The sequence below is a fragment of the Lactococcus sp. NH2-7C genome (genome assembly GCF_029953655.1).
GTDB classification, from domain to species: domain Bacteria; phylum Bacillota; class Bacilli; order Lactobacillales; family Streptococcaceae; genus Lactococcus; species Lactococcus lactis.
In genome coordinates, this window is record NZ_CP124538.1 from 1,047,638 (window position 1) to 1,062,189 (window position 14,552).

The window sequence follows — 14,552 nt, forward strand, 5'->3', positions numbered from 1 at the left end:
ATATGTCAGTTATAAAGGAGTTATTGTTAGGACTCTCAGTAAAAATAAAATACTATAATCCTTCTGATTATCCGCATCTTAAAGATGGTATGAAATTTAATATTAGAGGACTAACATATATTTTTATTGATATCTTTAATAGTGAAATGGTCACTCAGAATATATTACTTCACGAAATGGGTCATGTTTCTTTTGGGCATAGGCATCTCGATTGTCGTTCCTCTGGTTGGGATAGAAAGCAAGAAAGAGAAGCTGACCGCTATATGATTGAATATAGAGCCGATGAGTGGTTAGCTCAATTCGACTGGGAACCAGACATTATTGATTATGATGCATTTATTGAGCATTTTGAGTTAGAAAAGCGTCATTATGGGTTAGTTGTTGAGGTGTTTGATGAAATGATCGGTCATGCTCAACTACATAGCCACTGTTTATAGTAAGGGGTGAAAAATGGATTACACAGAATTTAGAAAATATGTTGAAGAAAACACTCGTGCCCAAGGTAAGTTTTTGGAAAAAGCTACAGTTTACTTGCTAGATAAAAACGTTAGTAGAAAACCAGCTGCTAAATGGACTGATTCCCGCATCGAAAAAGAAGCTAACAAGATGTGGGACATGAACATAAGCGGTGCTTTTACCAACGTGGCAGAAGGAATTAAAAACGCAGAAGGTAAGCCTCGCTTTCATAATCACGAGGAACAAGTTACTTACTGGATACAATTTATGAATGAGTATGAGTTTTTAGAAAACTTCACTGAAGGTATCGATGATATGGAATTTGAATAAATAAAACTTTGATACTATTGCTTTCTCCTTAATCATGTCTTGCCCGACAATAGAACAGGAGAAAAAAATGAATATTAAAGAAGTCAAAAAAAAAGACGGTACAACCGTCTATAAAGTAAATGTTTATCTTGGTGTAGATAGCCTAACAGGTAAGCAAGTACGTACCACGGTTACAGCCAAGAACCGTAAAACGTGCGAGAACAAAGCTCACCAAGCTATGAATAAGTTTATCAAAAATGGGTCTACTGTTGCAAGAGAAAAAGTTTCATTTGACAATTTTAATGCCTTAGCCGCTAGTTGGTTTGATTCTTATAAATTGACAGTAAAAGCAAATACAATCAGAATCAATAGTAATTTTTTAAAAAATTATATTTTGCCAGCGATCGGAAACTATAAAGTTGAGAAAATTACAACTATACTATTGCAAAATATTGTTAATGACTGGGCTAGAAATGCCAATACTGCTGAAATAGTTAACGGTAATCGTGAAAAGGGAAAAAGCAAAGATTATAAGCTATTACTCAATATCATCAAACGCATTCTTGATTATGGTATGCAATTAGGTGTTATCTCAGACAATCCAGCTATAAAAGTATTTTCCCCAAAACTCAAGACAAGAACAGTCAAAAAAATAAAGTATTTTAATAATGATGAACTTAAACGTTTCTTAGCTTACCTTGACTCGTTACAATCAACCACAACAAATAAAAAGAGCGCTACTCTATACAAGCTTTTACTTGCTACTGGTTTGCGTATCTGTGAGGCTTTAGCCTTATCATGGTCTGATATTGATTTTGTCAATAATACCGTTAGTGTATCTAAGACACTCATACAATACAGCAATGAGATACAAGACAGTGCAAAAACAAAAGAAAGCAATCGTTTAGTTTCTGTAGATAGCGAGACAATTTCAATGTTGAAAGAGTGGAGAAAACAACAAAATGACGGCGCTATATCTTTGCATGATTCTTTAGTTTTCTCATATCATCAAAAAATGAGAACTTACGAACTCGAAAGACAGCACTTAGTTCGACACTTTAAAAACGCAAAAGTTCCTAACATTGGATTTCATGGTTTTCGTCACACTCACGCAAGCCTACTAATGAACAATGATGTAAATCCTAAAGAAATTCAAATGAGATTAGGACATGCAGACTATTCAATCACAATGAATTTGTACAGTCATCTTGCTAAAGAGAAAAAGAAAGAAACTGCTGAAAAGTTCGCTAATATACTTAAAGCACTATGATTTTTTTGAGTTTTTCCCGAACGTAACTAAAAACGTAACTAACTAATATAATGACAACTTAAATCCCTTTATATAAAGGATTCTAGGCATTTGTTGTGATACAGAGCTATTATACCTTTAGTAGTCAATGACTGTCAATGACTTTTGTCAGATGATTGTCCTTAAATTTTTTAAAGTTGCTCTCTTTCCATGATTCATTTGTACTAAATATACTACTTAACCGTTTTCTATTTAAAGCAAAACTTTCTTGAAAGTAACAAAAAAAACTGACAAAATTGTCAGTTTTTTGTTAAATTGATTCTTATTTTACACGAGAGTCGTCACCCATATCATCAACTTTTTCTTTTACTTTATCTACTTGATCAGATGTAAATTTCCCTGTTGTTTGAGCTGCGCCAACCACACGATCTTGTAAACTTTTTTCATCTTCTTTTTGTTGTTCTTTTGTTTTAATATCAACAACTGTTACATTAACTTCAACAACTTCTAAATCAGTCATATCAGAAACTTCTTTACGAATGACTTCCTTAATTTTTTGATAAATATCAGGAACATTCTTCTTGTATTCTGTGACTACTTTTAGGTCCACAGCAACTTGTTTTTTACCAACTTCTACGCCAACTCCTGCTGTAACATCATCTGTATTTACTAGTTTCCCTGTCAAATTTGAGAAAAATCCTCCATCGACAGACAATAGTCCATTGACAGATTCAAGGGCAAGTCCAACAATTTTTTGAATCACTTTATCTTCGTAAGTCAAGCTACCTTTAACTTCAGTTACTTCAGTTTTTGTATTTTCTTGTACCATAATTTCCTCCTATTATTTTCTCATTTTTTCTTTAATAGTTGTTCAATGATTCCCGTACGTTGAAGATAAAGGCCAACAAAAATTCCTAAGCCAATAAGCAAGAAGAGAAGAATCATTTTCCAAAATCCAATCGTGAAGATACAAATAGCTATAATTAAGCCTACTATTCCTCCAATTATCGGATAGCGATATCTTTCTAAAAGATTCATTTCCACCTCCTTATTCTACACGTCGACTTGTCGAATTTTTATTTTCAGCAAGTGAGCTGACTTTTATTTTTAATTTTAAGTCGTAATTTATACCAAAGAAATTTTGGATACTTTCTTTAATTTCTTGCTCAATTTCTTTTGCTTTTTCGACAATCTCAACTCTGGGAATAATTTCTCCTTTAACATCAATTTTTATTTTGGCTTGATATAAAGTTACATTGATTTTGGGATTTCTGATATAACCGTTGTTACTAACAGTTTCTCTGACCAATCCTTCGATTGCTGAAACTTTTAAAGTTAGATGTCCTGTTTTATCATCTAGTAGAACTTCCTGATAAGTTTTTGGATAAAAAATAAGAATCAGCAAACAAATTAACAATAATGCTCCTAAAATTGAAGAGCTGATAAATATATATTGGGAAAGATGATTCCCAATGTAAGGAATTTCTGATGAGGGCATAAGCTCCCAACGAAAATTCATATAATTAAAGTAATCCCATAGTATGGGGATAAGAATGGTGAGAAAGAATAAATCAGCCAAAATAAATATAAATTTTTTTCCTTTTGACACGATACCTCCTCTCTTTTGTTGCTTTACCTAGTTGTTAGCTCTACCTAAGAAGAATGAAACAACAGCAACAACGATAACAGCACCGACAATAGAAGGGATAAGTGCCATACCAGCTAAACTTGGGCCCCAAGAGCCTAAAAGTGCTTGTCCTACAGCAGAACCAACAAGACCCGCTAAAATATTAGCAATCCATCCCATTGATTTGCCTTTATTTGTAATTGCTCCTGCAATTACACCAATGATAGCTCCAACAATTAATGACCAAATCATAAATACCTCTTTCTAGTACAGTTCCTGTACATTTTTAATATATCAAACTTCAGGAAACTTTTAAAGTAATTCGCTTTCTTTTTATTACACCTTAATCATTTGATAAAATCATTTGATAAAAATTAGCGAATAAAAAGTTCTATCAATTTTAACGATAGAACTTTTTATTTATTATTGTGAATAAATTTATTCGCCAAACTTATCCCCAACTTGTATTTTTTGACCTAGACCGTTAAGAAAGCTAACGATATCCATCTTAGGTTTACCTGCTGGTTGAACAAAAAGAAGTTCAAGAAGCCCCTCGCCTGTGGCAACTTTTAATGATTTCTTCGTTTTTTCCACAATTTCACCAGCTTGTAAGTTACTGACAGAATCATCAGCAACTTTTGTTTCATAAATTTTGAAACGCTCGCCATTCCATGTGGTATGAGCAACTGGGAATGGATTCATTCCACGGACTTTATTGAAAATTTCACGTGCAGATTTATTCCAGTCGATTTTTTCTTCTTCTGCCGAAATATTAGGGCTAAAGGTTACCTCATCTTCATTTTGAGTTTGGGGTTCTAATTGACCAGTTAGATATTTTGGCAATGTTTCAAGTAGCAAATCGCGTCCAACAAGTGCCAATTTTTCAAACATGGTTCCGACATTATCCTCCTCAAGAATTGGAGTGGAATCTTGAGCAATCATGTCACCGGCATCCATTTTACGAATCATTTCCATGATGGTTACACCAGCTTCTTTTTCGCCATTCATAATAGCATAATGAATAGGTGCCCCACCGCGATATTTTGGTAGTAAAGAAGCATGAGTATTAACCGCAAATTGAGCAGAATCTAACAATTTACCTGGCAAAAATTGTCCAAAGGCGGCAGTCACAATTCCAACTTCTCCTGATTCAAGGAGCGTCATGATTTGAGTCATTTCTACTGAGCCAGAAAGTTTTTCCGGTTGAAGAACAGGCAAGTTAACCGTTAAGGCAAGTTCTTTAACTGGTGTCATTCTTAATTCCTGTTTCCGACCAACCTTACGGTCTGGTTGAGTCACTACTGCTAGAATTTCATATTGATTAGAATCAATCAAACCTTTTAAAACAGTCGCAGCAAATTGTGGTGTCCCCATAAAGATAATTTTTGTTTTTGTCATAAGTTTTCAAACTCCTCGATAATAATTTTCTTTTGTTTCATTAACACTTGAACAGCTTTATCGCCTTTTGCCATCAATTGTCCAAGATTTTCTGGAATAATTTGCCAAGAAATACCAAATTTATCTTTGCACCAACCGCACTGTTCGGCTTCTTTAACATGAGAAAGCTTTGACCAATAATCATCAATTTCGGCTTGATTTTTACAAGTTACAGTAAAACTAACTGCTTCATTAAATTTGAAAATTGGCCCGCCATCAAGGCAGATAAAGTTAAGGCCATTCAGACTAAATTCACCATTTAATACTTTTCCAGACATTCCCACGAAATGCTCATCTAACTTTTCATCAGGATAATATTCGATGTTTTTGATTTTTGAATTTGGAAATACAGATACATAATAGTTCATTGCTTCTTTGGCATTGTTATCAAACCAAAGGCTTGGGATAATTTTTGCTTCCATAGTTGACCTTCCAATCTCTGTAAATTTCGGCTTTATCCACATGGGGATAATTATTGATTTCGGCGATTACTTTTAGGACAAGTGGAGATGAATTTTCAACTGACAAGTTTTTAAGCGCCTTCCAGACTGCTCTGTCAGAATCATTTTTTCCGTCAGCGACAACCTGTGGTAATTTTTTGGCTACACTATTTAATTTTACATCAAAAAGATTGAAAATGTGATGACTGACGACTCGACGGTCATTTTCATAAATCCAAGCGGAATACAGGCGATTATTAGTACTTGAAAGAACCGTAAACCCTGTTTCTTCAAGAACTTCTCGCTCTAATGTATCAACCATTGATTCACCAACTTCTTGCGAACCACCAGGTAAATCATAGCGATTTTGATAGGGGCCTGAATTTTTTTCAATGACAAGTAATTTCTCATTGTCAGTTGCCACACCATAGACTCCAAAATGCTTCAATAAATCAAATTTATCAACCATATTTACCTCATTTTATTTCAAAAATGGACGGAATTTTTCATGTTTTTGTTCAAATTCTTGAATTTCACAAATTTTATTCCCAGAAAATTTGACCAGAGAAATGCCATCAAAAATATTTTCTTCACCTTTATAGACATAGTGGAAAGTCCATGTGAAAAAACCCGTTTCATTATCTACATAAGACTTATTCACAAACCATGATTTGACTTTGTTTTCCACAGGGTTATTCCACTGACGGAACCACTTTTCAATCTCCATTTTTCCTTGATACTGAGCGCCGTAGCATTCGGTATAAATAATATCGTCTGACAGAGCTGTCAGTAACTTTTGGAGGTCTTTATTTAGCCATGCGTCAATCGTTTGTTGAAAAAGTTCTATTTTTTGCATTTTCCACACCCCTTTCAGACGTTTTCAAATGTTTAGCTTTCCCCATGTGGAAATCTTTACACAAAACTTTGTGGTTCGCTATCAATCATCACCCGTAAATTTTTGTTATCCCTAAATTGGGTCAATTCGAGCACTTGATTCAAAGCAGGCTCTAATTCTTCTTCAAAACGATATTTAATTAATATTTGATAATGATAAAGGTTATGTGTTCTGGCAATTGGTCTGGCAGTTGGCCCTAAAATTTTAGCTTTTTCTGTCAAATTTTGCTTGAGTAACCGAGCAATTTCATAAGATTTTTGGATGGCAACTTCTTCCTCTTGATGAGAAACAAGCACTTGAACAGTGAAATAGTAGGGAGGGTAGGAAAGTTCACGACGAAATCTCATTTCCATTTCATAAAATTTTTCGTAATCTTGCGCTTTAGTCATTTCAATCGCATAGTGATGTGGATTGAAAGTTTGAATTAATACTTCCCCTTTTTTATCTGCTCGTCCAGCTCGTCCAGCCACCTGCATCAACAATTCAAAGGAACGCTCACTCGCTCTAAAATCAGGAAGATTTAGACCTGTATCTGCGTTAATGACACCCACTAAGGTTACATTTGGAAAATCTAAACCTTTGGCAATCATCTGAGTTCCTAAGAGGATATCAGCTTCATGATTACCAAATTTTTCAAGAATTTTTTCGTGAGCATTTTTTGTCCGAGTCGTATCTACATCCATTCGCAAAACTCGTGCTTCAGGCATAATTTCCCGAAGTTCTTCTTCGACTTTTTGCGTTCCTGATCCGTAATAACGAATTTTTCGTGAATGACAATTAGGACAAGTTTGCGGAATTCCTTCAACGTGACCACAATAATGACAATTCAAAGTTCGGGTATCCATGTGAAGGGTCAAAGAAATATCACAGTTGGGACAATCAACAACGAAACCACATTCTCGACACATGACAAATGAAGAATAACCACGACGATTCAACATCAAAATGACTTGTTCATCTTTGTCAATTTTTTCTTTTATTTTTGTCAGTAAAGATTGTGAGAAATTGGCAGATTGGTCAGAAATTTCACTGCGCATATCAATGATTTTTATGTCTGGCAGGTTTGCTGCTTCATTTGCCCTTTTTGTCAGTAATAAAAGTTCATAAACTCCACGCATGGCACGTGCTCGCGTTTCCAAACTTGGCGTTGCAGAACCTAAAACAAGTCTTGCACCATGCCATTTTGCACGCAAAAGCGCAATATCTCTTGCATGATAACGGGGACTTGAATCTTGCTTATATGAAGTTTCATGTTCTTCATCAATGATGATAATTCCCAAATTTTCAACAGGTGCAAAAATAGCTGAACGTGCACCGACAACTACTTGAGCTTCGCCAGATTTAATTTTTCGCCATTCATCATATTTTTCACCATCAGACAAACCAGAGTGCATAATCGCCACTTTATCCCCAAAGCGGGCAATAAATCGATTAGTAATCTGTGGCGTCAAAGAAATTTCTGGCACAAGCATAATTGCTGTTTTACCGAGTTTAAGAAAATGGTCAATGGTCTGTAAGTAAACTTCTGTTTTACCTGAACCAGTAATTCCTTCCAACAAAAATGGTTTGTCAGAAGATGCAATTATTTTTTCGTAAGCTGCATTTTGTTCGGAGTTGAGGATTTTGGCATTGTCATTTTCCACAGCTTCAAATTTTTCTTTCGTCCTAGAAATTTCAACTTCTTCAATTTTGACTAAATCATGCTCAACGAAAAATTTAATGATTTGTGAAGAAAAATTTAATGATTTGACAGCAATTTTTTCTTCTTGAAGTCGTAATAGAAAATATTTCAACTCTAAGCGTTTTTTAGCTCTCTTTTCAATTTCAAACTCAGCTAGTTTTTCGATATCTGGAATAGACAGGAATTTTTCTGTTTTTCTATTTTCCTTAGATTTTGCTAAATATTCTACTGACAACTGACCCAAACGTACAGCTTTTGCTGATGAGATTTTTTCTGCTTCTGTCAGTTGTGACCATTTGACAGAAGTTCCGTCAGTAGATTTTAGGAGCTTGTCATAATTAGAATTCAAAAGATTAGGTAACATGGCTTTTAGACATGAAATTTTATAAGAAAATACTGAATGACGCATTTCATCTGCCACCCAAAGCTGTTCCTCCGTTAGGACTGGCTCAACGTCAAGTAGTTCAGAAATTCCTTTCAAATTTACTGACGGCTCAAGCTCTTCATCTTCAAATCCAATGACAATTCCTTGAACAAGCCGGTTTCCACTTCCAAAAGGAACATGGACCCGCATTCCCACTTCAAGCAAGCTTTCAAATTCAGCTGAAACACTGTAAGAAAAGGGTTTATCTGTCTGCATTAGAGGCACATCAACGATGATTTTAGCAATTTTCATTTATTTTTGACCTCCGTTTTCTTATCTTTAATTATAACAGAAAATCTACAAGATTTTCGGCCGCCGATATATTACGACCTGATGAGAATACAAGCTTATCTGTAAAGCGCAAACAGCTACGCTTTACCGTTTAGAAAGTAAGGGCGATGTTATCTTCGTTTCGCTACGTTGTCAATGTTTGCTAAGCCAGAAAGCTGTTCAATCACACTCGCAACAAATGCATCATAGTGATTTGCGTTCAGCAATTGCAGGTTTACTTGTTACGAATGTTGCACATTATAACAGAAAAAAATTTTCCCGCTTTTGACTTGTACCCTTCTTATTGATAAACCTATTAGTAAATTTTAGAAATAAAAAAAGCGCCAATTGACGCTTAAAAAATTATTCTGCCGCAGCTGCTTTAGCGGCACGGCTATTTTTTTGTTTTGCTTCTTCTTCAGCTTCTTCTTTAGCAATTTGCTCTTTGATGAGTTGTTCTTTCATCTTAGCTTGCAAACGTTCCAATTCGCGTTTTTCAACTAAAGTTTCACGTTTCAATTCCGGTGATGGGTGAATTTTAACTGTTCCATCAGCAATTTCTTCCAAAGCACGCAAAGTATTTTTTACAGCTTTGAATTCTTTTGTTGGACGTTCTCCATCACGCAATTCATGTGCACGTTTTGCTTCCAAAACTACTAAAGAATATTTTGAATCGACTTGGTCCAATAACTTATCAATTGAAGGTTCTAACATCATAATTCATTACCTCATTTTCTAAACTTTTCACTCTATTTTACTGACAGAATTCTATTTTAGCGATAACAAGTCTGTCAGTATAATTCATCAACTTAATCGTTTCTGACAGAACAATCAGAAAAATTAATTGTTCCTTTATTTGCATATTTAATGCTCTTTATTCAATCGCATTAAACTAACAAAACTGTCAGTATTTTTTTCCAATAAAATCAAACTTTCACATCATCAATCATATGGACGTAACGTTCAATCACGCGGTCCACTCGGTAATGTTCAGCTTCAATAATTTTCTTAACACGTTCGGCAGCAAGTTCAACTTTGTCATTAACGACTGCATAATCATATTCACTCATCAAGCGAATTTCTTCTTTTGCTTTTTCAAGTCGTGAAGCAATGACTTCAGCCGAGTCTGTCCCACGTCCAACTAAACGTCCACGCAATTCTTCCAAATCTGGGGGAGTCAAGAAGACAAAAACACCATCTGGAACTTTTTCCTTCACTTGAAGCGCACCCTGCACTTCAATTTCTAGAAAAACATCTTTTCCTTCGTCCAATGTCTGATTGACATAAGTTAAAGGTGTACCATAATAATTTCCAACATATTCAGCATATTCCAGCATCTGACCATTACGAATCATTTCTTCAAATTCATCACGTGTCCGGAAATAATAATCTTTTCCATCTACTTCGCCAGGACGTTGCTTACGCGTTGTCATTGACACTGAATATTCAAAGTTGTTTTCACTCTCAAAAATTTTAGCACGAACTGTTCCTTTTCCAACACCAGAAGGTCCAGAAAAAACAATTAATAAACCACGCTCACGCATTTTTTCCTCCGATATATCTTTAATTCCATCTCTTAATCAACGATTAAACTCATTCTATCAAAAGCTAGCTCTTAAAACTAGCTTTTGTAACAAAAAAGAAATATATTTTTGTAATAAGACACAAAAAAACTGTCAAAAGACAGTTTTTTATTTTGCATAGTCAATCGCTCGAGTTTCACGGATAACAGTAATCTTGATATTACCAGGATAATCCATTTCATCCTCAATTCGATTTTTCACATCACGCGCCAAAATCACAATTTGGTCATCCGTTAATTTCTCCGGTTTAACCATTACACGAATTTCGCGTCCAGCTTGCAAGGCAAAGGCTGTTTCCACACCCTCAAAGCTTGTTGAAATTGCTTCAAGATCTTTCAAACGTTTGATGTAATTTTCAATTGATTCACGACGAGCTCCAGGACGTGCTGCTGACAAAGCATCAGCTGCTGCAACAAGTACCGCTATGTTACTCAAAGGTTCTGTATCACCATGGTGACTCGCAATTGTATTGATGACAATTGGATTTTCCTTGTACTTACGTGCAAGTTCTGTACCAATCTCAACGTGACTTCCCTCAACTTCATGGTCAAGTGCTTTACCAATATCATGCAAGAAACCTGCACGTTTAGCAAGTGCCACATTTTCTCCCATTTCGCCAGCCAAATTACCAGCAATATGAGCAACTTCAACTGAGTGATCAAGTACGTTTTGTCCATATGAAGTACGGAAATGCAAACGTCCCATAATCTTCATCAAGTCAGGATGCAAGTTATGCGCCCCAACTTCAAAGGCTGCTTGTTCACCATATTCACGCATTTTATGATCAAGTGCTTTGCGGTTTTTCTCAACCAACTCTTCAATTCGCGCTGGATGAATTCGACCATCTTGAACTAATTGTTCAAGAGTCATACGAGCAATTTCACGACGAATTGGGTCAAATCCTGAAAGTACAACTGCTTCTGGCGTATCATCAATGATGACATCAATCCCAGTCAATGCTTCAAAAGTACGAATATTACGACCTTCACGACCGATAATTCGACCTTTCATACCATCGTCTGGTAAATTGACAACCGAAACAGTTTGTTCCGCTACAGAATCAGATGAAACGCGTTGAATAGCAAGTGAGATAATATTTTTAGCTCGCTTATCTGCTTCAACTTGAGCTTTTTCTTCGCTTTGACGAATAATTTGAGCCATTTCTTTTGTCAAACCATCACGAGTTTCACTCAAAATAATTTCACGAGCATCATATGTGCTCAAATTTGAAATACGCTCCAATTCTAGTCGTTTCTTTTCTTCAATATGCGCTAATTGTTCTTCTCGCTTACTGAGCGTATCAGTTTTTCTAACGAGGTTCTCCTCTTTAGAATCTAAGTTTTCTTCTTTTTTCGTTAAGGTATCATCCTTACGGTCTAAGATTTCTTCACGTTGTTTTAGGCGCTTTTCAGTCTCCTTTAACTCCTGACGTTCTTGCTTAAATTCATCTTCGATTTCACGACGTTGCTTTTGTTCTTCTTCACGAAGGGTGTAACGGGCTTCTTTTTTGAAGGCTTCAGCCTCCATTTTCAAAGACTCCGCCTCACGTTTAGCATTCGCCATCACCTCATTTGCTTTATTTTCAGCTTCATTAAAAAGAGATTCAGCATCCTGCTTATTTTTCTTTATATTTTGAGCGTAAAAAATAAATGCGACAACTAATACAACCAATAAGACCAAGAGAACGATAGAAATAATGTCCATTAGTCTCCTCTAAAGTCAGTAGTAATTCCAATAAATTCTACTCACAGTTTGATTATAAATTAATGTATTTTACATAGTAAAACACTCATTTATTATATCATTTTAAGGCTCATTATTCAATGAAAGATAGTGTAACGCTTTCAGAATATTTTAGAGTCAATTATGTCATCATAAATTGACATCCCTCACGAATAAATAAAAACAGTTATTTTAATAACTGTCTTCATCAACTAATTTTCAAGTAAAGCGGCGGCTTCTTCATCCAAAATAAAAGTAATATTTGGATGCGTCCGTAAAATAGAAGCTGGAATTTCTTCTGTGATTGGGCCCTCAAGAACTTTTTTCATAATCTCTGCTTTCTTTTTTCCGTCAGCAAAAACTAAAAGTTGCTTGCTTGCTAGAACAGTTCGTGGACCAAAAGTGATATAAGGAGAAGCCGGTTCTTTATCTGTCAAATTTTTGATTGACTGATAAATTTCATCCCCTTCTTCAAAGGGAACAGCAAAAATTTCTCGCTCAAAGCTTGTATGTCCTGGCATATTTGCACAAAAATGACCATCTTCTCCTATCCCCATAACAATCAAATCAATCCCACCATCCTGTAAGATCTTTTGGTCAAAAACTTGATTATTTTGGGCATTTAATTCATGAAGATTACCATCATCAATATGTACTCGATCATAGAAAGCTGTCTTTAAAGCACTCATTGTTAAACCATAGCGTTCACCAGCAAGTGGCACTTCATCAAAATTGTAATAATGGATATTTGAGCGATCAAAATTCATTTTTTGGAGTTTATCAATAAGAATTTCATACATCCCAAGAGGGGTATTTCCCGCTGTAAGTGAAAGATTTACCCTTTTTGAAAGCATCATCTTATCAATAACAATCGCTGCTGCAAGTTCACTCATTGTGGCGTAATCTTTAGTGATTATTTTTTTCATAGAAGCTCCTTTTTTTCTTGTTACTTCTATTTTACAGGATTGAGTATTCTATTTAAAGCAACTCTACTCGTTGAAAATAAAAAAAAGCGAAAATCCGCTTTTTTTATTATTTTTTAAGAGCTGTTTTAAGCTCTTCAAGCTTATCTGTTTGTTCCCACGGTAATTCTACATCTGTGCGGCCGAAGTGCCTTTCGACTTTGGGCTTTAGCCCTTTAGCGAGAAAGGACAGCGGAGGAGACAATGGCGACGTAGACCGAACGAAGGTCGGCGAGGCCGATTATTTACCTAAAACGGATTTAAGTTCTTCAACCTTATCTGTTTGTTCCCATGGTAATTCTACATCTGTACGGCCGAAGTGCCCGTAAGCTGCTGTTTGTCCGTAAATGGGACGGAGTAAGTCAAGCATTTGAATAATTCCTGCTGGGCGAAGATCAAATACTTTACGAATTGCTGCTAAAAGTTCATCATCTGAGACTTTACCTGTGCCAAAAGTATCAACATTGATTGATGTTGGTGTCGCAACACCAATGGCGTATGAAAGTTGAATTTGTGCTTTTTCTGCAAGCCCAGCTGCCACAATATTTTTGGCTACATAACGTGCTGCGTAAGAAGCTGAACGGTCAACTTTTGTTGCATCCTTACCAGAGAAAGCTCCACCACCGTGTGGGGCATATCCACCATAAGTATCAACAATAATTTTACGTCCAGTCAAGCCTGAATCCCCTTGAGGGCCACCAATAACAAAACGTCCTGTTGGATTGATGAAGTATTTAGTTTCATCATCCAAAAGTTCAGCTGGAATAACAGCTTTGATGACTTTGTTAATCACATCATCGTGAATTTCTTCGTTTGTTGCTGATGCAGCATGTTGAGTAGAAATAACGACTGTGTCAATACGTTTTGCTTTGCCATTATCATCATATTCTACAGTTACTTGTGATTTTGCATCAGGACGCAAGTATGAAATTTCACCTGATTTACGTAAATCAGCTAATTTTTTAACTAATTTATGTGAAAGTGAGATGGCGAGTGGCATAAATTCGGCAGTTTCGTTAGTTGCAAAACCAAACATCATTCCTTGGTCACCAGCACCAATCAAGTCAAGCGGGTCAACTAATTCACCATTTTTATCGCGAACTTCTTCGGCTTCATTTACCCCTTGGGCAATATCGCTTGATTGCTCAACAAGTGAGACGTGAACGCCCACTGATTTATAATCGAATCCATTTTCGCTATCTGTATAGCCAATTTTTTTGATTGTTTCACGAACGACATGAGCAATATCAACATAAGCTGATGTTGAGATTTCACCAAAGACATTGACTGTCCCTGTATATACGACCGTTTCACAAGCAACGTGTGCATGTGGGTCTTGTGCGAGAATGGCATCAAGAATGGCATCTGAGATTTGGTCTGCAACCTTATCTGGATGGCCTTCTGATACTGATTCTGATGTAAATAAATGTTTTTCTGACATTAAAAATGTCCCCCAATCTAAATTTTGGTTACAAGGCGTCTTTAAACTTATCTAAT

General features: G+C 35.8%; 17 protein-coding genes. 3 read left to right on the top strand and 14 right to left on the bottom strand.

The window, feature by feature from the left end; all coding sequences use genetic code 11:
* Positions 1-2: 2 nt before the first annotated feature.
* The 3 genes from QJV49_RS05130 to QJV49_RS05140 all read left to right on the top strand — a co-directional run bounded on the left by QJV49_RS05130 (position 3) and on the right by QJV49_RS05140 (position 2,035).
* Positions 3-437: a zinc peptidase gene (locus tag QJV49_RS05130; protein WP_225513107.1), complete on the top strand. Its 435-nt coding sequence runs from the start codon at positions 3-5 to the stop codon at positions 435-437.
* 13 nt (positions 438-450) lie between these two features.
* Positions 451-786 (top strand): hypothetical protein, encoded by a 336-nt coding sequence (locus tag QJV49_RS05135; RefSeq protein WP_225513106.1) that lies wholly within the window; start codon positions 451-453, stop codon positions 784-786.
* Positions 787-853: 67 nt separating this feature from the next.
* On the top strand, positions 854-2,035 hold the full coding sequence (locus QJV49_RS05140) for a site-specific integrase (RefSeq protein WP_225513105.1): 1,182 nt from the start codon (positions 854-856) through the stop codon (positions 2,033-2,035).
* 301 nt (positions 2,036-2,336) lie between these two features.
* On the opposite strand, the gene QJV49_RS05145 is transcribed toward QJV49_RS05140, so the two are convergent.
* The 14 genes from QJV49_RS05145 to metK form a co-directional block, all read right to left on the bottom strand.
* Complete coding sequence (locus QJV49_RS05145; protein ID WP_225512991.1) at positions 2,337-2,843, bottom strand: Asp23/Gls24 family envelope stress response protein; 507 nt, start codon at positions 2,841-2,843, stop codon at positions 2,337-2,339.
* Positions 2,844-2,863: 20 nt separating this feature from the next.
* On the bottom strand, positions 2,864-3,052 hold the full coding sequence (locus QJV49_RS05150) for a DUF2273 domain-containing protein (RefSeq protein WP_012898445.1): 189 nt from the start codon (positions 3,050-3,052) through the stop codon (positions 2,864-2,866).
* 10 nt (positions 3,053-3,062) lie between these two features.
* Positions 3,063-3,623, bottom strand: a complete 561-nt coding sequence (amaP, locus tag QJV49_RS05155) for an alkaline shock response membrane anchor protein AmaP (RefSeq protein ID WP_225512992.1) — start codon at positions 3,621-3,623, stop codon at positions 3,063-3,065.
* A gap of 27 nt (positions 3,624-3,650) precedes the next feature.
* Positions 3,651-3,893, bottom strand: coding sequence for a GlsB/YeaQ/YmgE family stress response membrane protein (locus QJV49_RS05160; protein ID WP_038602017.1), 243 nt, complete (start codon positions 3,891-3,893; stop codon positions 3,651-3,653).
* Positions 3,894-4,079: 186 nt separating this feature from the next.
* The gene (fmt, locus tag QJV49_RS05165; RefSeq protein WP_225512993.1) at positions 4,080-5,039 is read right to left on the bottom strand and encodes a methionyl-tRNA formyltransferase; all 960 of its coding nucleotides are present in this window, start codon (positions 5,037-5,039) and stop codon (positions 4,080-4,082) included.
* Entirely contained in the window at positions 5,036-5,500 is a 465-nt protein-coding gene (locus QJV49_RS05170; protein ID WP_225512994.1) for a VOC family protein, read from the bottom strand. Before QJV49_RS05170 ends, fmt begins: the two co-directional genes overlap by 4 nt.
* Positions 5,466-5,987 (bottom strand): NUDIX hydrolase, encoded by a 522-nt coding sequence (locus QJV49_RS05175; protein WP_225512995.1) that lies wholly within the window; start codon positions 5,985-5,987, stop codon positions 5,466-5,468. Before QJV49_RS05175 ends, QJV49_RS05170 begins: the two co-directional genes overlap by 35 nt.
* 12 nt (positions 5,988-5,999) lie before the next feature.
* Positions 6,000-6,374: a nuclear transport factor 2 family protein gene (locus QJV49_RS05180; protein ID WP_225512996.1), complete on the bottom strand. Its 375-nt coding sequence runs from the start codon at positions 6,372-6,374 to the stop codon at positions 6,000-6,002.
* Between the two features lie 56 nt (positions 6,375-6,430).
* A complete protein-coding gene (locus tag QJV49_RS05185) occupies positions 6,431-8,770 on the bottom strand; it encodes a primosomal protein N' (RefSeq protein ID WP_225512997.1) in 2,340 nt (779 codons plus the stop codon).
* 381 nt (positions 8,771-9,151) lie between these two features.
* Positions 9,152-9,505, bottom strand: a complete 354-nt coding sequence (gene rpoZ, locus QJV49_RS05190; protein WP_225512998.1) for a DNA-directed RNA polymerase subunit omega — start codon at positions 9,503-9,505, stop codon at positions 9,152-9,154.
* A gap of 209 nt (positions 9,506-9,714) precedes the next feature.
* Positions 9,715-10,332, bottom strand: a complete 618-nt coding sequence (gene gmk / locus QJV49_RS05195) for a guanylate kinase (RefSeq protein WP_003131468.1) — start codon at positions 10,330-10,332, stop codon at positions 9,715-9,717.
* A 147-nt stretch (positions 10,333-10,479) separates the two neighbouring features.
* A complete protein-coding gene (gene rny / locus QJV49_RS05200; protein WP_225512999.1) occupies positions 10,480-12,075 on the bottom strand; it encodes a ribonuclease Y in 1,596 nt (531 codons plus the stop codon).
* A gap of 230 nt (positions 12,076-12,305) precedes the next feature.
* Complete coding sequence (locus QJV49_RS05205) at positions 12,306-13,019, bottom strand: glucosamine-6-phosphate deaminase (protein WP_225513000.1); 714 nt, start codon at positions 13,017-13,019, stop codon at positions 12,306-12,308.
* Between the two features lie 277 nt (positions 13,020-13,296).
* Positions 13,297-14,496, bottom strand: coding sequence for a methionine adenosyltransferase (metK, locus tag QJV49_RS05210; RefSeq protein ID WP_225513001.1), 1,200 nt, complete (start codon positions 14,494-14,496; stop codon positions 13,297-13,299).
* Positions 14,497-14,552: the final 56 nt, after the last annotated feature.